General features: G+C 71.4%; 19 protein-coding genes and 1 tRNA gene. 11 read left to right on the top strand and 9 right to left on the bottom strand.

What is annotated here, in order from left to right; genetic code table 11:
* Window positions 1–45 precede the first annotated feature (45 nt).
* The 4 genes from ACFYYB_RS37370 to ACFYYB_RS37355 all read left to right on the top strand — a co-directional run bounded on the left by ACFYYB_RS37370 (window position 46) and on the right by ACFYYB_RS37355 (window position 3,871).
* Window positions 46–1,050 carry a PucR family transcriptional regulator gene (locus ACFYYB_RS37370; RefSeq protein WP_389442361.1) on the top strand — a complete coding sequence of 335 codons (1,005 nt, stop codon included), beginning with the start codon at window positions 46–48 and terminating at the stop codon, window positions 1,048–1,050.
* A 121-nt stretch (window positions 1,051–1,171) separates the two neighbouring features.
* Window positions 1,172–1,681, top strand: a complete 510-nt coding sequence (locus tag ACFYYB_RS37365; protein ID WP_389442151.1) for a hypothetical protein — start codon at window positions 1,172–1,174, stop codon at window positions 1,679–1,681.
* A gap of 91 nt (window positions 1,682–1,772) precedes the next feature.
* Complete coding sequence (locus ACFYYB_RS37360) at window positions 1,773–3,296, top strand: flotillin family protein (protein WP_389442148.1); 1,524 nt, start codon at window positions 1,773–1,775, stop codon at window positions 3,294–3,296.
* Between the two features lie 95 nt (window positions 3,297–3,391).
* A complete protein-coding gene (locus ACFYYB_RS37355; protein ID WP_389442146.1) occupies window positions 3,392–3,871 on the top strand; it encodes an SRPBCC domain-containing protein in 480 nt (159 codons plus the stop codon).
* Window positions 3,872–3,880: 9 nt separating this feature from the next.
* On the opposite strand, the gene ACFYYB_RS37350 is transcribed toward ACFYYB_RS37355, so the two are convergent.
* The 4 genes from ACFYYB_RS37350 to ACFYYB_RS37335 form a co-directional block, all read right to left on the bottom strand.
* Complete coding sequence (locus tag ACFYYB_RS37350; protein ID WP_389442144.1) at window positions 3,881–5,374, bottom strand: SulP family inorganic anion transporter; 1,494 nt, start codon at window positions 5,372–5,374, stop codon at window positions 3,881–3,883.
* A gap of 120 nt (window positions 5,375–5,494) precedes the next feature.
* A tRNA-Pro gene (locus tag ACFYYB_RS37345) sits at window positions 5,495–5,568 on the bottom strand.
* 40 nt (window positions 5,569–5,608) lie between these two features.
* On the bottom strand, window positions 5,609–6,301 hold the full coding sequence (locus ACFYYB_RS37340; protein WP_389442141.1) for a Pr6Pr family membrane protein: 693 nt from the start codon (window positions 6,299–6,301) through the stop codon (window positions 5,609–5,611).
* A 35-nt stretch (window positions 6,302–6,336) separates the two neighbouring features.
* The gene (locus tag ACFYYB_RS37335; protein ID WP_389442138.1) at window positions 6,337–7,275 is read right to left on the bottom strand and encodes a metallophosphoesterase; all 939 of its coding nucleotides are present in this window, start codon (window positions 7,273–7,275) and stop codon (window positions 6,337–6,339) included.
* Window positions 7,276–7,354: 79 nt separating this feature from the next.
* On the opposite strand from ACFYYB_RS37335, the gene ACFYYB_RS37330 reads away from it, so the two are divergent.
* The gene (locus ACFYYB_RS37330; protein WP_389442136.1) at window positions 7,355–7,816 is read left to right on the top strand and encodes a GatB/YqeY domain-containing protein; all 462 of its coding nucleotides are present in this window, start codon (window positions 7,355–7,357) and stop codon (window positions 7,814–7,816) included.
* 172 nt (window positions 7,817–7,988) lie between these two features.
* On the opposite strand, the gene ACFYYB_RS37325 is transcribed toward ACFYYB_RS37330, so the two are convergent.
* A complete protein-coding gene (locus tag ACFYYB_RS37325; protein ID WP_389442134.1) occupies window positions 7,989–10,277 on the bottom strand; it encodes a transglycosylase domain-containing protein in 2,289 nt (762 codons plus the stop codon).
* 386 nt (window positions 10,278–10,663) lie between these two features.
* Here ACFYYB_RS37325 and ACFYYB_RS37320 point away from each other — a divergent pair, with 386 nt between their 5' ends.
* Window positions 10,664–11,014 (top strand): WhiB family transcriptional regulator, encoded by a 351-nt coding sequence (locus ACFYYB_RS37320; protein ID WP_327305375.1) that lies wholly within the window; start codon window positions 10,664–10,666, stop codon window positions 11,012–11,014.
* A 29-nt stretch (window positions 11,015–11,043) separates the two neighbouring features.
* Here the strand turns inward: ACFYYB_RS37320 and ACFYYB_RS37315 are convergent, their stop codons facing one another.
* Both ACFYYB_RS37315 and ACFYYB_RS37310 read right to left on the bottom strand, forming a co-directional pair.
* Window positions 11,044–12,348 (bottom strand): ArsA family ATPase, encoded by a 1,305-nt coding sequence (locus ACFYYB_RS37315; protein ID WP_389442131.1) that lies wholly within the window; start codon window positions 12,346–12,348, stop codon window positions 11,044–11,046.
* A gap of 38 nt (window positions 12,349–12,386) precedes the next feature.
* Complete coding sequence (locus ACFYYB_RS37310; protein ID WP_389442129.1) at window positions 12,387–13,367, bottom strand: ArsA-related P-loop ATPase; 981 nt, start codon at window positions 13,365–13,367, stop codon at window positions 12,387–12,389.
* Window positions 13,368–13,443: 76 nt separating this feature from the next.
* Between ACFYYB_RS37310 and ACFYYB_RS37305 the strand changes: the two genes are divergently transcribed.
* From ACFYYB_RS37305 to ACFYYB_RS37290, 4 genes are all read left to right on the top strand, one after another.
* Entirely contained in the window at window positions 13,444–13,608 is a 165-nt protein-coding gene (locus ACFYYB_RS37305; RefSeq protein WP_112447450.1) for a DUF4177 domain-containing protein, read from the top strand.
* A complete protein-coding gene (locus tag ACFYYB_RS37300; protein WP_266906135.1) occupies window positions 13,605–14,078 on the top strand; it encodes a RidA family protein in 474 nt (157 codons plus the stop codon). Before ACFYYB_RS37305 ends, ACFYYB_RS37300 begins: the two co-directional genes overlap by 4 nt.
* 162 nt (window positions 14,079–14,240) lie before the next feature.
* Window positions 14,241–15,197 carry an NUDIX hydrolase gene (locus tag ACFYYB_RS37295; protein WP_389442124.1) on the top strand — a complete coding sequence of 319 codons (957 nt, stop codon included), beginning with the start codon at window positions 14,241–14,243 and terminating at the stop codon, window positions 15,195–15,197.
* Complete coding sequence (locus ACFYYB_RS37290) at window positions 15,194–16,039, top strand: MBL fold metallo-hydrolase (RefSeq protein ID WP_389442122.1); 846 nt, start codon at window positions 15,194–15,196, stop codon at window positions 16,037–16,039. Before ACFYYB_RS37295 ends, ACFYYB_RS37290 begins: the two co-directional genes overlap by 4 nt.
* 16 nt (window positions 16,040–16,055) lie before the next feature.
* Here ACFYYB_RS37290 and ACFYYB_RS37285 read toward each other — a convergent pair whose 3' ends face one another.
* Window positions 16,056–16,865 (bottom strand): nucleotidyltransferase domain-containing protein, encoded by an 810-nt coding sequence (locus tag ACFYYB_RS37285; protein ID WP_389442119.1) that lies wholly within the window; start codon window positions 16,863–16,865, stop codon window positions 16,056–16,058.
* Between the two features lie 164 nt (window positions 16,866–17,029).
* Window positions 17,030–17,704 carry a Crp/Fnr family transcriptional regulator gene (locus tag ACFYYB_RS37280; protein WP_003981529.1) on the bottom strand — a complete coding sequence of 225 codons (675 nt, stop codon included), beginning with the start codon at window positions 17,702–17,704 and terminating at the stop codon, window positions 17,030–17,032.
* Between the two features lie 397 nt (window positions 17,705–18,101).
* On the opposite strand from ACFYYB_RS37280, the gene nth reads away from it, so the two are divergent.
* Window positions 18,102–18,911, top strand: a complete 810-nt coding sequence (gene nth / locus ACFYYB_RS37275) for an endonuclease III (RefSeq protein ID WP_389442117.1) — start codon at window positions 18,102–18,104, stop codon at window positions 18,909–18,911.
* The last annotated feature ends 87 nt before the right edge of the window (window positions 18,912–18,998 follow it).

Raw genomic sequence — 18,998 nt, 5'->3', positions numbered from 1 at the left:
GCGGGACCGCAAGCACCGGAGGACCGCTTCGCGGGGTACGCCGACATGCTCGTCGCCGCCTGCGCCACGGGCCGCCGACTCACCCGCGACGAGCTGGAGTCGCGCCGCGCGGAAGGCGAGCGGGCGGCGGAGGCCGGGCTGTCGCTCCGGTCCCTGATACGCGAACACCTGGCCGCGGCGCAGCTCGTACGGCCCCTGCCCGCACCGGGCCCGCTCCTGTCGGCCGTCGAGCAGGCGGTGGACGCCTTCGTCGAGGGCTACGAACGCGCCCAGCAGCAGGCGGTGCGCCAAGAGGAGGCGGCCCGGCGGGAGTTCATCGACGACCTCCTCTACGGCGGCAGCGACCTGGGCCGACTGGCGGAGCGCGCCGAACGCTTCGGGCTGCGCCTCTCGCAGTCGCACGGCGTGGCCGTGGCCACCGGCCCCGAGCCGTACGGTGACGGCTACCCCGTGGCGCGCGGGATCGAGTCGGCGGTCCTCGCCCGGTTCCCGGGCCGGCAGATCCTGCTGACCACGAAGGAGGGCCGGCTGATCTGCGTGGCCCCCGGGGACCAGCCCGAGGTGCTGGCGCACTTCGCGAAGCGGGCGCACGCGGCCACCGACGGCGGCCGCGTCGGGATCGGCCGCTCGCACCCGGGCCCGGGCGGGGTCGTCCACTCCTATGAGGAGGCCCTGAACGCCCTGGACCTGGCCCGCCGGATGGACCTGGACGGCCCGGTGCTGCACGCCGCCGACCTGCTCGTCTTCCCCGTCCTGACCCGGGACCGGCAGGCCATGGCCGATCTGGTCGAGAGCACCCTCGGCCCGCTCCGCGCGGCCCGCGGCGGCGCGCGGCCGCTCCTCGACACGCTCACCGCGTACTTCGACAGCGGCTGCGTCTCCACCGAGGCGGCCCGGCGCCTCTCGCTCAGCGTGCGCGCCCTGACGTACCGGCTGGACCGCATCCACACCTTCACCCGGGCCGATCCGGCCGATCCGCTGAACCGTTACACGCTCCAGACCGCCGTGATCGGAGCCCGCCTGCTGGGCTGGCCCGACGGCGACGCGTGAAGGCGGTCCCCTGCGTCAAAGAGGCGTAAAGATTGCCGAAGGCAGGCAATGTGCGAAGCACCCCTCCGGTGAAACGATGCCGGTGTCCGGCGTAAACGTCACGCGGGCGGGAGGTGTGTCCATGGGCTTGTTTCTTGGTCTCGGCATTGCGGGAGTTGTGCTGCTGGCCCTCTCCCTGCTGCTCGACGGGGTGCTGGAAGGCATCTTCGACGGCGCGCTCGACGGACTGTTCGACGGCTGGCTGTCCCTTCCGGTGCTCGCGGGCTTCGTTTCGATGCTCGGGTTCACCGGGGCGATCGTGCTCGGGACCACGGGGTCCGGGCCGGTCCCGGCGACCGCCGCGGGCACGCTTGCCGGCGCCGGCGCGGGCTGGGCGACGTACCGCCTGAGCCGCGCCCTGATGCGGGACCGCAGCGGGGCCGCCCCGCACCAGGACTCCCTCGTCGGCTCGACCGGAACCGTGGTCACCGCGATCCCGGTCCCCGGCTACGGCGAGGTCCTCCTGCGCCTGGCGGGCCAGCCCGTGAAGTACGCGGCGACCGCCGAGGGCCCGCTGGCCCGCGGCGCGGAGGTGTGGGTGACGGCGGCCCCGTCGTCCACCTCCGTCAGCGTCCGCCCCGTCGAGCACTGACCACCCCGAGCCGTCGGATCAGACCACCACCAACATCGCCATCACCAACATCACCGATCTGCTCCCACGGGGGAGGCAGAGGGGATCTGTCATGAGCCCAGTCGTCACCGCGGTCGTCGGAGTCGTCGTACTCCTCGTCCTGCTCGCCCTGGTCGTCGTCACGCGCTACAAGGTCGCCGGACCCAGCGAGGCGTTCATCATCACCGGCCGGCGCGGCAAGCGTTCCACCGACCCGGAGACCGGCCGGATATCCACCGACACCACCGGCCAGAAGGTCGTGGTCGGCGGCGGGGTCTTCGTCGTCCCCTTCGTGCAGCAGCGCTACACCCTCGACCTGTCCAGCCGTCACATCCCCATCGCGGTGCGCGGCGCGGTCACCCTGCGCGGCATCAAGGCGAACCTCGAAGGCGTCGCGATCGTCAAGGTCGGCGGCAACGAGGACGCCATCCGGGCCGCTGCCCAGCGTTTCCTCCAGCAGCAGGACGGCATCGTCGGCTTCACCCAGGAGGTCCTCTCCGGCGCCCTGCGCGCCATCGTGGGCCGCATGTCGGTGGAGGACATCATCCGGGACCGGGCCGCCTTCGCGGGGCAGGTCGCCGAGGAGGCGGAGGCCAGCCTGTCCGGGCAGGGCCTGGTCCTGGACGCCTTCCAGATCCAGGACATCACCACCGAGGGCTCCTACCTCGAAGACCTCGGCCGTCCCGAAGCCGCCCGCGCCAAGCAGGAGGCCGACATCGCCGAGGCCAACTCCCGCCGGGCGGCCGAGCAGGCCCGCCTGAAGGCGGAGGAGGAGATCGCGGTGGCCGAGCGCACCCTCTATCTCCGCCAGGCGGAGATCAAGGCCGAGACCGACGCGGCGGCCGCCCAGGCCAACGCCGCCGGTCCGCTGGCCGAGGCCGACCGCCAGCAGCAGATCCTCGGCGAGCAGGAGAAGGTGGCCGAGCGGCAGGCCGCCCTGACCGACCGCCAGCTCGACACCCAGGTCCGCAAGCCCGCCGACGCCCGCCGCTACGAGGCCGAGCAGGAGGCGGAGGCCAAGCGGGTGGCCCGCGTCAAGCAGGCCGAGGCCGAGCGCCTCGCGGCCATCGCCGCGGCCCAGGGCGAGGCCGAGCGCGCCCGGCTCACCGGTGAGGGCGAGAAGCAGCGCCGCTCCGCCCTCGCCGAGGCCGAGGCCATCGAGGGCGCCAAGCGCGGCGAGGCCGAGCGGGCCCGCCGTGCCGCGATCGCGGAGGCCGTGCGCCTGGAGGGCGACGCGGAGGCCGCGGCCATCCTGGCCAGGGGCTCGGCCGAGGCCGAGGCCATGCGGAAGAAGGCGGAGGCCTTCGAGACGTACGGCGACGCGGCGATGATCCAGATGATGGTCGAGGCCCTGCCCCAGGTCGTGGCCAAGGCCGCCGAACCGCTCTCCGCCATCGACAAGATGACCGTCATCTCCACCGACGGCGCGAGCAAGCTCTCCCGCACGGTCACCGACAACGTCGCCCAGGGCATGGAGCTCCTGAGCTCCACCACGGGCGTGGACCTGTCCGAACTCCTGAAGGGCCTGGCCGCCCCGAAGGCCTCCCCGGCCCGGGAGACCCCCGCCCTCAACGGGAAGATCGAGATCACCGGCTGACCCCCGGGGGCCGACCACCGGGCCGGCCCGCATTCGGCCGAGCCGCCCGCCGAGCCGCCGCCGCACCGCCACGCCGTCGCGGGAGACTGGCCACCATGACCACTCCCGCGACCCCGATGGACACCGTCACGCTGGAGCGCCGCATCGCGGCCCGCCCGGAAACCGTCTTCGGCTTCCTCACCGACCGGGACAAGTGGCTGTCCTGGATGGGCGGCGACGGTGCGTTCTCCTTCGAGCCCGGTGGCCCGTACCGCACCCGCGTCACCGGGGAGAACGTGGCGTCCGGCACCTTCCTGACGGTCGACCCCCCGCAGCGGCTCGCCCTCACCTGGGGCTGGGAGGGCGGCAACACACCCGTGGCGCCCGGCTCCACGCACCTGGAGATCACCCTCGAACCGGCCCTCGACCCCACCCCGAGGGGCACCGTTCTCCACCTCCTCCACACCGGCCTGCCCACCTCGGAGGCCTGCGAGGCGCATGCGGAGTTCTGGCAGCACTACGTCGACCGCCTCGCCCTGCGCGCCGAAGGCGGCGACCCCGGCCCGGACCCCTGGACGGGACGCCCCGCAGGCTGACGCGGCCTGTCAGCGACCCGCTGACAGCTCACCGCTGAGGGTTCCGTGCAGCAGGGCGCTGTGCTCGTTCAGCCCCGTGATCTCCACGCTCTTGCCGCGCCGGCGGTACCTCTCCTCGACGGCGTCGAGCGCGGCGACGGAGGACGCGTCCCAGATGTGGGCCCCGGAGAGGTCGATGACGACCTTGCCGGGGTCGCCCGCGTAGTCGAACCGCCCGACCAAGTCGTTGGACGAGGCGAAGAACAGCTCGCCGGTGACCGAGTAGACCACCATGCCGCCCTCGGGATCGCTCACCGAGGTGACGTCCGCCAGGTGCGCGACCCGTTTGGCGAAGACGACCATCGCGGTGACCGACCCGGCGACGACACCCACGGCGAGGTTGTGAGTGGCGACCACGCACACCACGGTGATCACCATGACGGTGATCTCCCCGGCCGGCATCCGCTTCAGCGTCCTCGGAGCGATGGAGTGCCAGTCGAAGGTGGCGAAGCAGACCATCACCATGACGGCGACGAGCGCGGCCATCGGAATCTCGGAGACCATCGGCCCGAAGGCGATGCACAGCACCATCAGGAACACACCGGCGAGAAAGGTCGACAGCCGGGTCCGCGCCCCGGACACCTTCACGTTGATCATCGTCTGGCCGATCATCGCGCAGCCGCCCATGCCGCCGAAGAACCCGGTGACGATGTTCGCGACGCCCTGACCCACGGACTCACGCGTCTTGCTCGACCGCGTGTCGGTGATCTCGTCGACGAGCTTCGCCGTCATCAGCGACTCCATCAGCCCGACCACCGCCATGGCCAGCGCGTACGGGGCGATGAGCGTCAGGGTGTCCAGGGTGAACGGCACGTCCGGCAGACCGGGAACCGGCAGCGCGGACGGCAGCGCCCCCTTGTCCCCGACGGTCGGCACCGCGATCCCCGCGGCCACGGTGACGACCGTGAGGATGACGATGGACACGAGCGGTGCCGGTGCCGCCTTGGTGACCTTCGGGAAGAACACCATCAGCCCGAGCCCGCCGGCGAGCAGCGGGTACACGGCCCACGGCACGTCCCGCATCTCGGGGACCTGCGCCATGAACACCAGGATGGCGAGGGAGTTGACGAAGCCGACCATCACCGAACGCGGCACGAACCGGACCAGCTTCGCCACCCCGAGCGCCCCGAGCACGATCTGGAACACACCGCCGAGGATCACCGCGGCAATGAGGTACCCCAGCCCGTGCTCACGGTTCAGCGGCGCGATCACGAGCGCCACCGCACCCGTGGCGGCGGAGATCATCGCGGGCCGCCCACCGACGACGGAGATCACCACGGCCATGGTGAAGGACGAGAACAGCCCGATCGCCGGATCCACCCCGGCGATCACCGAGAACGAGATCGCCTCGGGTATCAGCGCCAGCGCCACCACCAGCCCACCGAGCACCTCGGTCCGCAGCACCTTCGGCGAGAGCCACGCGGACCGCGCGGACAGGGAAGCAACAAAGGAAGGCACGGGCAAGGACCTCAGGTTCGGTGAGAACACCCGAACCACTGGGCGGGTGCGCGGAGAACGGCTCCAGAAACACAGGAAGGGCCTGACCCGCGATGCGGATCAAGCCCTTGACCTGGTCTTACGAAGTCGGGGTGGCGGGATTTGAACCCACGACCTCTTCGTCCCGAACGAAGCGCGCTGCCAAGCTGCGCTACACCCCGATGTCCACCCTTGCAGCGCTTGCTGCCCTGGCGACATCGATTACTTTAGCGGACCCTCGGCCGGAGACGAAATCCGGTTTTCGCGCGGCGGCCGGTAGCGGTCCGCCGCCACCAGGGCGAGGCCGAGGGCGTAGAAGGCGAGGCCCAAGGCCACTGCGTTCAGCGCGACCCGGGCGTAGCCGTACTCGGCGGCGTCGATGAAGGGGTACGTGTACCGCGACGGGACGTCGGGGGAGAGCAGGGCGCCGCGGACCAGCGCGAAGACCACGTAGAGCAGGGGGTACGCCAGCCACTGCGCGGCGTAGCGCGGGCGCAGGGTGCGCGGGGCGGTCAGGAAGAGGAAGTCCAGGACGGCGCCGACGGGGGTGACCGTGTGGAGGAGCTGGTTGGAGACGGACTTCGCGCCGGAGAGCTTGTCCAGGTCCTCCAGCGCGTTGAAGGGGCTCGACGGGTTGGCCAGGACCAGGTGGAAGACCAGCCCGGTGATCAGGATGAAGAGGAGCACCCCGCCCCGCCAGAAGGGGGGAACGTCCGGCTCGCGCCGGTACACGCGGTAGGCGGAGAGCCCGAAGGTGACCGCGACCAGGATGTTCGTCCAGATCGTGAAGAAGCTCAGGACGACGGGCACGCTGCCGTACGCGCACTCGATGACCAGGCCGGTGACGGCCGCGGCCGCGATCAGCGCGCGGAAGGCGACGGTGGCCGGGAGGCGGAATGCGCCGGATGTGATCATCCGGTCAACGTACCGGCGGGCGGGGCCGGACCGCGTCAGGCCTTCGGGGTCAGCGTCAGCAGTGTCGCCTCGGGCGGGCACGCGAAGCGCACCGGGGTGAAGCGGTTGGTCCCGCAGCCCGCCGATACGTGGAGGTACGCGCGCTGCCCCTGCGTCTCGTGCGTGGAGAGGCCCTTCACCCGCTTGGTGTCCAGGTCGCAGTTGGTGACGAGCGCCCCGTAGAAGGGGATGCACAGCTGCCCGCCGTGCGTGTGGCCGGCCAGGATCAGCGGGTACCGGTCGGCGGTGAAGGCTTCGAGGACGCGCAGGTACGGGGCGTGCACGACGGCCATCGAGAAGTCCGCGTCCGTCTCCGGCCCGCCCGCGACCTTCGCGTACCGGTCGCGCTTGATGTGCGGGTCGTCCAGGCCGGTGAAGGCGAGCTCCAGGCCGTCGAGCTTGAGCCGGCCGCGGGTGTTGGTGAGGTTGACCCAGCCGGCCGCGTCGAAGGCGTCCCGCATTCCCTCCCACGGGTTGTGGACGGCGCCGACGACCGGTGCGTTGCCGTTCAGCCCGTGCCGGCCCTGCGTCTTCTCCAGCAGGTAGCGGCCGGGATTGCGCAGCCGGGGGCCGTAGTAGTCGTTCGACCCGAAGACGTACACGCCGGGGAAGTCCATCAGCGGGCCGAGCGCGTCGAGCACCTCCGGCACGCCCTCCGTGTCGGAGAGGTTGTCGCCCGTGTTCACCACGAAGTCGGGGCGCAGCCCGGCGAGGGACTGCAGCCAGGCGCGCTTCTTGCGCTGCCCGCCGACCATGTGGATGTCCGAGACCTGCAGGACGCGCAACGGGCGCATCCCTCGCGGGAGCACGGGGACCGTGACCCGGCGCAGGCGGAAGGACCGGGCTTCGAAACCGGCGGCATAGGCCAGACCGGCGGCCCCCGCCGCGGCGATCCCGGCGGTGACCTTCAGAGGTACTCCGTAACGCGCACGCATGCCCATATGTTCGCAGACCCGGCAACCCCGCCGGGAAACCGGCGGGCGCCGGAGCCCCCGCACCTGGCAGACTCGGGACATGACCACGCTCAAGGCCAAGCTCCAGGAAGACCTCACCACCGCCATCCGCGCGCGCAACGAGCTCGCCTCGTCCACGCTGCGCCTGACCCTCTCGGCCATCACCAACCAGGAAGTCGCGGGCAAGGAAGCCCGGGTGCTCTCCGACGAGGAAGTCCTCAAGGTGATCGCCAAGGAGGCGAAGAAGCGCCGCGAGGCCGCGGATGCCTTCGCGCAGGGTGGCCGTCCCGAGCAGGCCGCGCGGGAGACCGCCGAGGGCGAGTTCCTCGACACCTACCTGCCCAAGCAGCTCGGCGAGGCCGAGCTCGACGCGATCGTGGCGCAGGCCGTCGAGGAGGCCAAGGCGGCGGGGGCCGAGGGACCGCGGGCCATGGGCGCCGTGATGAAGATCGTGGGCCCGAAGGTCGCGGGTCTGGCGGAGGGCGGGCGCGTCGCCGCCGCCGTCAAGAAGCACCTGTCCTAGTACGCGTGACGAGTACGAGTACGCGTGACGAGTACGCGTACGTACGCGGTCCCCGGCAGGGGAACGCAGGAGGGCCCCCACCGATCCGGATGCGGATCAGTGGGGGCCCTCCCCGATTTCGCTACGAGGCCTACGGGCCTGCGAGGCCTGCGGGCCCAAACGCCTACGGCGCCTAGTCGCGGCCGCCGATGACGCCCGGCGGGAGCGTGATCCCGCCGAGCGGGTCGTCCCCGCCCGTGCCGCCCGTGTCCCCGCCGGTGGTTCCGCCGGTCTGACCGGCGGTCCGCCCGTTGCCGGGCTTCCCGTCACCGGGCTTGCCGTCGCCGCCCCGGCCCGGCTTGCCGCTGGGCTTCCCGCTCGGCTTGCCGCTGGGCTTGCCCCCGGGGGTCGGGGTCGGGGTGTCGGGGATGTTCACCGTGACGAAGCTCGGGGCCTCGCGGCCGGAGAGCGCGCCGGAGACGGCCTGCTTCCAGATCGGGCCGGGCAGGCCACCACCGAAGACCTTGTCGTAGTACTGGCCGCCGATGGTGATGTTCTCCATCGACACCTGCTTGGCGCCGCCGGAGCCGACCCAGGTCGCGCCGGACATGTTCGGGGTGTAGCCGACGAACCAGGCGTTGTAGCGGCTGTCGGTGGTACCGGTCTTGCCCGCGCTCTCCCGGTCCTTCAGACCCGACTGCTGGCCCGTACCGGAGTCGACCACGCCGAGCAGCAGCGTGTTGATGGTGTCGGCGGTCCTCTCGGTCATCGCGCGGCCGCACTTGGACTTCGGGACCGTCAGGGCCTTGCCGTGCGAGTCGGTGATCGACTCGATGGTGACCGGGGTGCAGTACACGCCGCGGTTGGCGAAGGTGGCGTAGGCGTTGGCCATCGTCAGCGGGGACATGCCCTCACTGCCGAGCGCGATGGCCGGGACCTCGGGGAGCTTGGCGCCGTTGGCCGGGATCACGCCGAGCTTGGTGGTCATCTCGGTGACGGGGCACAGGCCCACCTCGGAGATCATCTCCACGAAGTAGGTGTTGACCGACTTGGCCATCGCCTCCTTCATTCCGTACGGGCCGACCTCGGACTCGGTCTCGTTCTCCACCTTGGCCCTGTCGGTGTTGACCCAGGGCTTGTCGCTGCAGGTCCTCACCGGGCTCGGGTAGTCCATGTCGTACGGGGACTGGTACATCTTCGTCGGCGGCAGTCCGCCCTCCAGGGCCGCTGCCGCGACGAAGGCCTTGAAGGTGGAGCCGGTCGGGAAGCCGAAGTTCGAGCCGCCCATCTTCTTGTCCACCGAGAAGTTGATCTGGGTCTCGTTCTTGCCGAAGCCGTACGGCTTGGACTGGCCCATGGCGAGGACCCGCCCGGTGCCGGGCTGGACGAGGGTGACGGCCGTCGCGACCTTGTCGTCCTGGTCCACGTGGTCCTTGATGGACTCGTTGACGGAGTCCTGCGACTGCGGGTCCAGGGTGGTGCGGACCGTCAGGCCGCCCTGGTTCCAGACCTTCGCCCGCTCCTCGCGGGTCTTCCCGAAGGCGGTGTCGTCGAGGAAGGTGTTCCGCACGAAGTCGCAGAAGAAGCCGGCGCCCTTGACTGCGGTGATGCAGCCGTTCTTCGGCTTGGTCACCTTCAGCTTGAGCGGCTTCGCCTTCGCGGCGTCCGCCTCGTCCTGCGAAATATCCTTTATGTCCGCCATGCGCTGGAGGACGATGTTGCGGCGCTTCGTCGCCTCCTGCGAGTCGTTCACCGGGTCGTACCGGCTCGGCGACTGCACGACGCCGGCCAGCATCGCCGACTCGTCCAGGGTCAGGTCCTTGGCGGGCTTGCTGAAGTAGCGCTGGGCGGCGGATTCGATTCCGTACGCCTGCTGCCCGAAGTACGTGATGTTGAGGTAGTTCTCGAGGATCTTGTTCTTCCCGAGCTCCTCCTCGACCTGGATCGAGTACTTCAGCTCGCGGATCTTGCGCCCGAGGCTCTTCTCCTGGGCCTCGCGCACCTTGGTCTCGTCGTCGCCGGCTTCCTCGACGAAGACGTTCTTCACGTATTGCTGCGTCAGCGTCGACGCGCCCTGCGCCGCGCCGCCCTCCTGGGCATTGCGGTTGACCGCACGCAGGATGCCCTTGAGGTCGATCGCGCCGTGCTCGTAGAACCGGGAGTCCTCGATCGCGACGATGGCCTTCTGCATGTACGGGGAGATGGCCGTGATGGGCACCACCTGCCGGTCACGTGAATAGACCGTGGCGATCAAGCCACCCTCGGAGTCCAGAATCGTGGTGCGCTGGCTCAACGGTGGTGTCTTGAGGTTGGCCGGGATCTCATCGAACCCTTCGACCGTGCCCTTGGCCGCGAGTCCCAGGGCGCCGGCGCCCGGGATCGCGATGCCCGCAAGTACAACTCCGGAGAGAACGGACACACCGAGGAACTTGGCGGCCTGCTGTGGCCCCGTGAGCCCGCCGCCCGAGCGCTTCTTTCCCATGGAGGGCAGCCTACGTTCTCATTCGCCGGACACGCGCGAATGCCTTGGCCTAAGCTGTTCTCAACTGTCACAGCAGTGCGGTGGGACATCAACCCCTCGGCTTGTTTTTCACCCTTCCCGAATGGGGTGGACGCATGTCCGAATCTCGCCCCCTGTGATCAGGCTGCCCCGCCGATTTCACCCAAATCGCCGGAATGGTCGGGCATGTCGCAGGATCACTCCGTCGGGTGATCTGCCGCTTACCCATAGTCCGTTCGGACCATTCAAGATTGGGCCCGTCGGGGGTGTTGCACTGTGCCCGCCTTCCGTAACGTCCTCAACTGGCAGCGGTGAATATGCCGCTACCGCCGTGGGGGAGCCTCGATTCGGGAGAGGACGGCGCCGGGATGGGCTGGGTTACCGACTGGAGTGCGCAGGCAGCCTGCCGCACTACCGATCCGGATGAACTGTTCGTTCAAGGAGCGGCACAGAACAGGGCCAAGGCGGTGTGCACCGGATGTCCGGTGCGGACCGAGTGCCTGGCCGACGCGCTCGACAATCGTGTCGAGTTCGGAGTGTGGGGCGGAATGACCGAGCGGGAACGACGTGCGCTCTTGCGCCGGCGGCCCACCGTCACCTCGTGGCGGCGCCTGCTCGAAACCGCACGCACGGAGTACGAGCGCAGTACGGGCATCCTCACCATGGATGACGAGGACGAGTTGGGCGTTCCGTACGAGACGTACGCGGCAGCCGGGTAGACCACCCGGGCACCACGTCGTAGGAACGCCTACGCTCCGGCCGGAACCCCGGTCGCGAGTCGCTCTCCGATGGCCCGCAGCCCGGCGAGGTCGTGTACGTCGCCGGGCAGGGCGGCCACTTGGGCCACCGCCACCTCGGGGTGTAGCGAGGTGAAGCGGTCACGCGTGCGCTGTTCGCGCGCGATGACCTGCATGCGCTCCGCGTGCAGGCGGAGCAGTCCTGCCGTGATCACGTCCACGTCGACGTCCGCGTCGGCGTCCGTGGCGTCTGTGGCGGCTTCTACGGGGTCGGCGCCGGTCTCTCGCTCCGTGCGGGTGTCGGTGTCGGTGTCGGTCTCCGTATCGGTCTCCGTGGAGTCACGAAGTCCAGCTTTCCCGGACTCCTGATCCACAATGCCGCCTTCTTCAAGATTCTCCGCGGCGGCCAACGCCCGCTCCGCGGAGAGCTGTTCGGCGTCGCTGCCGTGCACCCGGTTCAGTACGAGCCCGGCCAGCGGCATCCGCTCCGCGGCCAGCCGCTCCACGAAGTACGCGGCCTCGCGCAACGCGTCCGGTTCGGGCGCGGAGACCACGAGGAACGCCGTACCGGGGGCCTGGAGGAGCCGGAAGGTCGCGTCCGCGCGGGTGCGGAAGCCGCCGAACATCGTGTCCATGGCGGCCACGAAGGTCTGTACGTCCTTCAGCAGCGAGGCACCCATCAGCTTGCTCAGCGTGCCCGTCATCATCGACATGCCGACATTGAGGAACTTCATCCCCGCCCGGCCGCCCACCTTGGCCGGAGCCATCAGCACCCGGATGAACTTCCCGTCCAGGAAGGACCCCAGGCGCCCCGGCGCGTCCAGGAAGTCCAGCGCGGAGCGGCTCGGCGGGGTGTCCACCACGATCAGGTCCCAGTCGTCCCGGGCCCGCAGCTGTCCCAGCTTCTCCATCGCCATGTACTCCTGCGTGCCCGCGAAGCCGGCCGACAAGGACTGGTAGAAGGGGTTGGCCAGGATGGCCTGCGCCCGCTCGGGGTCGGAGTGGCCCTCGACGATCTCGTCGAAGGTCCGCTTCATGTCGAGCATCATGGCGTGCAGTTCGCCGCCGTCGGGGCCCCGGACGCCCTTCACCTCGCGCGGGGTGTTGTCCAGCGAGTCGATCCCCATCGACTGGGCCAGCCTGCGGGCCGGGTCGATGGTCAGGACGACCACCTTGCGGCCGCGCTCGGCCGCCCGTACCCCGAGCGCCGCGGCGGTCGTGGTCTTGCCGACCCCGCCCGCCCCGCAGCACACGATGATCCGGGTCTGCGGATCGTCCAGCAGCCGGTCGACGTCCAGCCGAGGGGGAGCGTCCATCTTCGCCTCCGTCATCGCTTCCACCGTCCCGGCCCCGTTCATTCCTCGCCCACCTGCTTGCGCAGCTCCGCGGCGAGCCCGTAGAGCCCGGCCAGGTCGATCCCCGCGCCGAGCATGGGGAGCTCGTACGTCCGCGCGTCCAGCCCCGACAGGACGGTGCGCTGGGCGCGCTCCAGCTCCACCCGGCTCGCGTGCTCCGAGGCCTGCGCGAGCAGCGGGTCCACCAGCCGGTCGGCCGGCCCGCCGCGCCGGGCGCTGCCCAGGCCGGCCCGGGACAGCGCCCCGGAGACCTCGGCGCGCCGCTCGCCGGCGGCGGCGCGCAGGGCGTCCTCGTCGAGGTGGTGCGGCCGGACCATGTTGACGATGACCCGTCCCACGGGCAGGCCCGCCTGCCGCAGTTCGGCGATCCCGTCGGCGGTCTCCTGCACGGGCATCTCCTCCAGGAGGGTGACCAGGTGCACGGCCGTATCGGGGGACTTGAGCACCTTCATGACGGCCTGCGCCTGGTTGTGGATCGGCCCGAACCGGGCCAGCCCCGCCACCTCGTCGTTGACGTTCAGGAAGCGGGTGATCCGCCCGGTCGGCGGAGCGTCCATGATCACGTGGTCGTAGACGAACCGGCCGCTCTTGTCCTTGCGCCGGACCGCCTCGCAGGCCTTGCCCGTCAGGAGCACGTCCCGGAGCCCCGGCGCGATGGTCGTCGCGAAGTCGATGGCGCCGAGCTTCTTGAGGGCGCGGCCGGCCGAGCCGAGCTTGTAGAACATCTGGAGGTAGTCGAGGAGGGCCCGCTCCGCGTCGATGGCGAGCGCGTAGACCTCCCCGCCGCCCGAGGCGACGGCGATCTTCCGGTCCTCGTAGGGGAGCGCCTCCGCCCCGAAGACCTGGGCGAGGCCCTGCCTGCCCTCGACCTCCACCAGAAGAGTCCGCCTGCCCTCGCGTGCGAGGGCGAGCGCGAGTGCCGCGGCGACCGTGGTCTTGCCGGTGCCGCCCTTGCCGCTGACCACCTGGAGCCTGCTCACAGGGCCCGAGCCTAATTCCTCCCGGGCGGCGGCGGTGGTGGCGGGGCCCCGCACGGCAGGCACTACGCTCGCTCCCATGACCAAGAAGTTCGAATACGCGACCGTCCCGCTGCTGGTCCACGCCACCAAGCAGATCCTGGACACCTGGGGCGAGGACGGCTGGGAGCTCGTCCAGGTCGTCCCCGGCCCGAACAACCCCGAGCAGCTCGTGGCCTACCTGAAGCGGGAGAAGGCGGCATGAGCGGAGTCGTCGAGGCGAAGCTGGCCGAACTCGGCCTGACCCTGCCCGAGGTCGTCCCGCCGCTGGCCACGTACCAGCCGGCCGTCCGGTCGGGCGCCTACGTGTACACCGCGGGCCAGCTCCCGATGGTCAAGGGCAACCTGCCGGTCACCGGCAAGGTCGGCGCCGAGGTCTCGGCGGAGCAGGCCAAGGAACTGGCCGCGACCTGCGCGCTGAACGCGCTCGCCGCGGTGAAGTCCGTCATCGGTGACCTCGACAAGATCGCGCGCGTCGTGAAGGTGGTGGGCTTCATCGCCTCCGCCCCCGACTTCACGGCCCAGCCGGGCGTGTTGAACGGCGCGAGCGAGCTGCTGGGCGCGGTCCTCGGCGACAAGGGCGTGCACGCCCGCAGCGCGGTCGGCGTGGCGGTCCTCCCGCTGGACGCCCCGGTCGAGATCGAGATCCAGGTCGAACTGGTCCCGGGAGCCTGACCTCACCTCACCGTCTGCCCCGGAGGGGCCGGATCCGCCCGCAGGGCCGATCCGGCCCCTCCGGCGTTCGAGGTGCCGGGTCCGGGCGGAGCCCCGGGTCTTTCGGGCGGTGCGCGGAGGCCACCCCTCGAACATCGGCCCGGATGCCCGTAGCATCCCGCCATGCCGAATGGTCAGTACGGTCAGCAAGAGACCTCCGCCGGAGGTCAGTGGTACCCGCCGGAGTGGCCCGACCGGATCCGCGCCCTCGCGGACGGCGCCCTCACCCCGACGGAACCCAGGCGCGCCGCCACCGTGATGCTGCTGCGCGACACCCCCGACGGCCCCGCCGTGCACATGCTGCGCCGCCGGGTCGAGATGGCCTTCGCCGGTGGCGCCTACGCGTACCCCGGCGGCGGTGTGGACCCCCGCGACGAGGACCACCTCATCGGCTGGGCCGGCCCGAGCCGCGCCGAGTGGGCCGCGCGGATGGGCACCGACCCCGCCACCGCCCAGGCGATCGTCTGCGGAGCCGTCCGCGAGACCTTCGAGGAGGCCGGGGTCCTGCTCGCGGGCGAGTCCGCGGACACCGTCGTCGGCGACACCACCGGCAAGGACTGGGAGGCCGCCCGCGCGGCCCTGGTCGCCCGTGAGCTGTCCTTCGCCGAGTTCCTCGACCGCCGGGGCCTGGTCCTGCGCTCCGACCTGCTCGGCGCGTGGGCCCGCTGGATCACCCCGGAGTTCGAGCCGCGCCGCTACGACACCTGGTTCTTCGTCGCGGCCCTCCCCGAGGGCCAGCGCACCCGCAACGCCTCCACCGAGGCCGACCGCACGGTCTGGATCCGCCCCGCCGACGCCGCCGCCGGCTACGACAAGGGCGAGCTGCTGATGATGCCGCCCACCATCACCACCCTGCGCTCCCTGGAGCCGTACGGGAGCCCCGCGGAGGCCCTCGCCGCGGCCGGCGCCCAGGACCTGACCCCGGTCCTCGCCAAGGCCACCCTCACGGACGGGGAGCTCGTCCTCAGCTGGCCGGGCCACGACGAGTTCACCAAGCGCGTCCGCCTCACGGCGCCCGGCACCCCGGGCTCCGGCCCCGCCGGCCGAGGCCCCGCGCACCCGGGAGGAGCCCCCGCATGACCGATGCCGCCGCCCTGCCCGGCCAGCCCCGCGGGATGGTCGCCTCCGGGCCCGCCACCGCCCGCGCGGTCAACGTCCTGGCCCCGAACGCCTCCGCGATGACCCTCGACGGCACCAACACCTGGCTGGTCTCCGAGCCCGGCTCCGACCTGGCCGTCGTGATCGACCCCGGGCCGCTGGACGACGTACACCTGCGCGCGGTCGTCGCCGCCGCCGAGGGGGCGGGCAAGCGGGTCGCGCTCACCCTCCTGACCCACGGCCACCCCGACCACGCGGAGGGCGCGGCCCGCTTCGCCGAGCTGACCCGGACGAAGGTCCGCGCCCTGGACCCGGCCCTGCGCCTGGGCGACGAGGGGCTGGCCGCCGGGGACGTCATCCGCACGGGCGGTCTGGAGCTGCGCGTGGTTCCGACGCCCGGCCACACCGCGGACTCGCTCTGCTTCCACCTGCCCGCCGACCGGGCGGTCCTGACCGGCGACACGATCCTGGGCCGCGGCACCACCGTCGTCGCGCACCCCGACGGGCGCCTGGGCGACTACCTGGACTCCCTGCGCCGGCTGCGCTCGCTGACCGTCGACGACGGGGTCCACACGGTGCTCCCGGGCCACGGGCCGGTCCTGGACGACGCGCAGGGCGCGGTGGAGTTCTACCTCGCCCACCGGGCGCACCGCCTCGCACAGATCGAGACGGCGGTGGAGAACGGCCTGACCACGCCCGAGGCGGTCGTCGCCCACGTCTACGCGGACGTGGACCGCTCGCTGTGGCCGGCCGCGGAGTGGTCCGTACGCGCGCAGCTGGAGTACCTGAAGGAGCACGGGCTGATCCCCGGGGCCCCGGACTGAACGGGCCGTAAGGGTCCTAGCCCGCCGGGCGGGGCGTCTTCGCCCCGTGCCGGGCCGTGTACTCGTCCGCGAGCCACGGCCCGAGGTCCTCGACGTAGGCGCGCAGCACGGCCGGGTCCGCGACCGGGTCCAGCGCTGCGGCGGCCGCGGCGCGCATCTGCTCGGCGCGCTCCGGGTAGTACCGCCCGAACACCTCCGCCGACTCGGTCAGGTCGCTGGTCCAGCCGCCCCACCGCGGCATGACCAGGGTGAACCCGGTCCGTACGAGGTGCCGCGAGACGCCGCGGCACAGCTTTCGGTACTCCTCCGGCGTGGCCGCCGCCCGGATCCGCTCGCGCACCCGGGGCAGCAGCTCGGCCAGGTCGCCGTTGGTCTCGCGGGCGAGCAGGCTGTCCGGACGGTACCGGGGCAGGTGCTCGGCAAGGTCCGCGCCGAGCAGCGGGGTGCACAGGACGGCGAGGAACCAGCCGAGGTCGTAACGTTCCCGCTCGCTCAGCAGCCGGTCCTTGCCGTACAGCAGGACCCCCACCCCGTCGATCTCCGGGAACTCCTCGTCGAGGCCGCGCGCCAGTGCCTCGGTGGTGTCGCGGTCCTCCCCGCCTGGCTCGTGGTGCAGGGCGATCAGCAGGTCGAGGTCGGACCGCCCGGGCCGGGCCGTCCCGCGCGGCACCGACCCGTACAGGTAGGCGCTGTGCAGCCGTCGCCCGTACGCGTCCCCGATGCGCTCCCGCGCGGCGGCTACGACCGGGCGGAACTCGGTCTGCACCTGCCCGAGCGAGCCTTCGCGCTCGAAGTACCCGTACGTGTCGAGGCCTCTGTGCTCCATGGGTCCACTGTGCCTTCTGCGCAGCCGAAATCAGCCCTGCCGGCCTTTGAGGCGCGGGGCGGGGGCGGGGGCGGAGCCGGGGGCAGCCCCCGGAACGTCGCCGCAGGAGCACGAAAAGGGGCCCCGCCCGACCGGGCAGGACCCCTCAACGGAGACGGGAAACGTCAGCGGGACCGCTTCGCCAGCCGCTCCACGTCCAGAAGAATCACCGCGCGAGCCTCAAGGCGGAGCCATCCGCGTCCCGCGAAGTCGGCCAGGGCCTTGTTCACGGTCTCGCGCGACGCGCCGACGAGCTGGGCCAGCTCCTCCTGCGTGAGGTCGTGCACGACGTGGATGCCCTCCTCCGACTGCACGCCGAAGCGGCGCGACAGGTCGAGGAGCGCACGGGCCACGCGGCCCGGAACGTCGGAGAAGACCAGGTCGGACATCTGGTCGTTGGTCTTGCGCAGGCGCCGCGCGACGGCGCGCAGCAGCGCGGTCGCCACCTCGGGCCGGGCGTTCAGCCAGGGCTGGAGGTCTCCGTGACCCAGACCCAGCAGCTTGACCTCGGTCAGCGCGGTGGCGGTGGCGGTGCGCGGGCCCGGGTCGAACAGCGAAAGCTCGCCGATCAGCTCTCCGGGGCCGAGGACGGCCAGCATGTTCTCGCGGCCGTCGGGGGAGGTGCGGTGCAGCTTCACCTTGCCCTCGGTGACGACGTAGAGCCGGTCACCGGGGTCGCCCTCGTGGAACAGTGCGTCACCGCGTGCGAGGGTCACCTCGCCCATGGAGGCGCGGAGCTCCGCGGCCTGCTCGTCATCGAGCGCCGCGAAGAGCGGGGCACGCCGCAGTACGTCGTCCACGAGTCTCTCTCCTATGTCGACCAGCCAGGGGATCGCTCCCCCATTTTGCCGGACGGCTCAAACAGTGCGATCAATCACGTTCATCACAAGGATGCCGGACGTACGGGTGTGCTGTGCGGCGAGAGGCCGATCGGGGTGGTGTTACCTGAGGTCCGGGATGGTCGTACCGGCTCCGTCCCGGACCTGCCGGGTGTCCAACAGGCCGGTGAGAGCACAGGCCAAGGGGTCCGGGGGAGTGACGGCCACAGTAAATTCAGCCGTGGGCGAACACGCCCCGGTGGGGGCCCTCCCGGAGCAGTCACCCCCGCTCCAGGGCAAAACTTCGGCCAAGAAACCCTTGCCGGGCGGAGGTCACGTCCGGCCACGGGCGAAGGGCCGCTCGGCGTAGCCTTCGGGGATGGCAGAGAGCAAGGTCAAGAAGGCCGGGACGAAGCCGGAAAGTCATCTGGCGATGGTGCGGCGGGCGCGCAGGATCAACCGCGAGCTGGCGGAGGTCTACCCGTACGCGCACCCGGAGCTCGACTTCCGCAACCCCTTCGAGCTGCTGGTCGCCACCGTCCTGTCCGCGCAGACCACCGACCTGCGCGTGAACCAGACGACCCCGGCCCTCTTCGCCGCGTACCCGACCCCCGAGGACATGGCGGGAGCCGATCCGGAGGCGCTGGAGGAGATCATCCGGCCGACCGGGTTCTTCCGGGCGAAGTCCAAGTCCCTGCTCGGCCTCTCGCAGGCGCTGCGCGACAACTTCGGCGGCGAGGTGCCCGGCCGGATCGAGGACCTGGTCACGCTCCCCGGGGTGGGCCGCAAGACGGCGAACGTGGTCCTCGGCAATGCCTTCGGCGTCCCCGGCATCACGGTCGACACCCACTTCGGCCGGCTGGTGCGGCGCTGGAAGTGGACCGAGCAGGAGGACCCGGAGAAGGTCGAGGCGGAGATCTGCGCGATCTTCCCGAAGAGCGAGTGGACGATGCTCTCGCACCGCGTCGTCTTCCACGGCCGCCGGATCTGCCACTCCCGCAAGCCCGCCTGCGGGGCCTGTCCGATCGCACCGCTCTGCCCGGCCTACGGGGAGGGCGAGACCGATCCGGAGAAGGCGGCGAAGCTCCTGAAGTACGAGAAGGGCGGCCAGCCCGGCCAGCGCCTGTCTCCGCCCCCGGACTACCCGGGCCTCCCGGCACCGGCCCGGCCGGGCCCGGCGGACGCCTGAGGCGCGGGGGTTCGGGGGCGGAGCCCCCGCAACGGCGCCGCACCCGCAAGGAACGAATCGCTACCCGCACCGCGTTTGGCGATGTGT

Origin of the sequence: Streptomyces sp. NPDC002886, from assembly GCF_042888445.1 — a bacterium.
GTDB lineage: Bacteria > Actinomycetota > Actinomycetes > Streptomycetales > Streptomycetaceae > Streptomyces.
Note: the sequence above shows the minus strand (reverse complement) of the source record. Positions and strands in the feature narration are given on the sequence as shown.

Excerpts from the sequence above, each read along its gene's own strand:
- nth (WP_389442117.1), top strand. The coding sequence starts at position 18,102 with ATGGCAGAGAGCAAGGTCAAGAAGGCCGGGACGAAGCCGGAAAGTCAT.
- ACFYYB_RS37330 (WP_389442136.1), top strand. The coding sequence starts at position 7,355 with ATGACCACGCTCAAGGCCAAGCTCCAGGAAGACCTCACCACCGCCATC.
- ACFYYB_RS37285 (WP_389442119.1), bottom strand. The coding sequence starts at position 16,865 with ATGGAGCACAGAGGCCTCGACACGTACGGGTACTTCGAGCGCGAAGGC.
- ACFYYB_RS37320 (WP_327305375.1), top strand. The coding sequence starts at position 10,664 with ATGGGCTGGGTTACCGACTGGAGTGCGCAGGCAGCCTGCCGCACTACC.
- ACFYYB_RS37325 (WP_389442134.1), bottom strand. The coding sequence starts at position 10,277 with ATGGGAAAGAAGCGCTCGGGCGGCGGGCTCACGGGGCCACAGCAGGCC.
- ACFYYB_RS37365 (WP_389442151.1), top strand. The coding sequence starts at position 1,172 with ATGGGCTTGTTTCTTGGTCTCGGCATTGCGGGAGTTGTGCTGCTGGCC.
- ACFYYB_RS37295 (WP_389442124.1), top strand. The coding sequence starts at position 14,241 with ATGCCGAATGGTCAGTACGGTCAGCAAGAGACCTCCGCCGGAGGTCAG.
- ACFYYB_RS37315 (WP_389442131.1), bottom strand. The coding sequence starts at position 12,348 with ATGGACGCTCCCCCTCGGCTGGACGTCGACCGGCTGCTGGACGATCCG.
- ACFYYB_RS37360 (WP_389442148.1), top strand. The coding sequence starts at position 1,773 with ATGAGCCCAGTCGTCACCGCGGTCGTCGGAGTCGTCGTACTCCTCGTC.
- ACFYYB_RS37370 (WP_389442361.1), top strand. The coding sequence starts at position 46 with ATGCTCGTCGCCGCCTGCGCCACGGGCCGCCGACTCACCCGCGACGAG.
- ACFYYB_RS37340 (WP_389442141.1), bottom strand. The coding sequence starts at position 6,301 with ATGATCACATCCGGCGCATTCCGCCTCCCGGCCACCGTCGCCTTCCGC.
- ACFYYB_RS37290 (WP_389442122.1), top strand. The coding sequence starts at position 15,194 with ATGACCGATGCCGCCGCCCTGCCCGGCCAGCCCCGCGGGATGGTCGCC.
- ACFYYB_RS37300 (WP_266906135.1), top strand. The coding sequence starts at position 13,605 with ATGAGCGGAGTCGTCGAGGCGAAGCTGGCCGAACTCGGCCTGACCCTG.
- ACFYYB_RS37335 (WP_389442138.1), bottom strand. The coding sequence starts at position 7,275 with ATGCGTGCGCGTTACGGAGTACCTCTGAAGGTCACCGCCGGGATCGCC.
- ACFYYB_RS37355 (WP_389442146.1), top strand. The coding sequence starts at position 3,392 with ATGACCACTCCCGCGACCCCGATGGACACCGTCACGCTGGAGCGCCGC.
- ACFYYB_RS37305 (WP_112447450.1), top strand. The coding sequence starts at position 13,444 with ATGACCAAGAAGTTCGAATACGCGACCGTCCCGCTGCTGGTCCACGCC.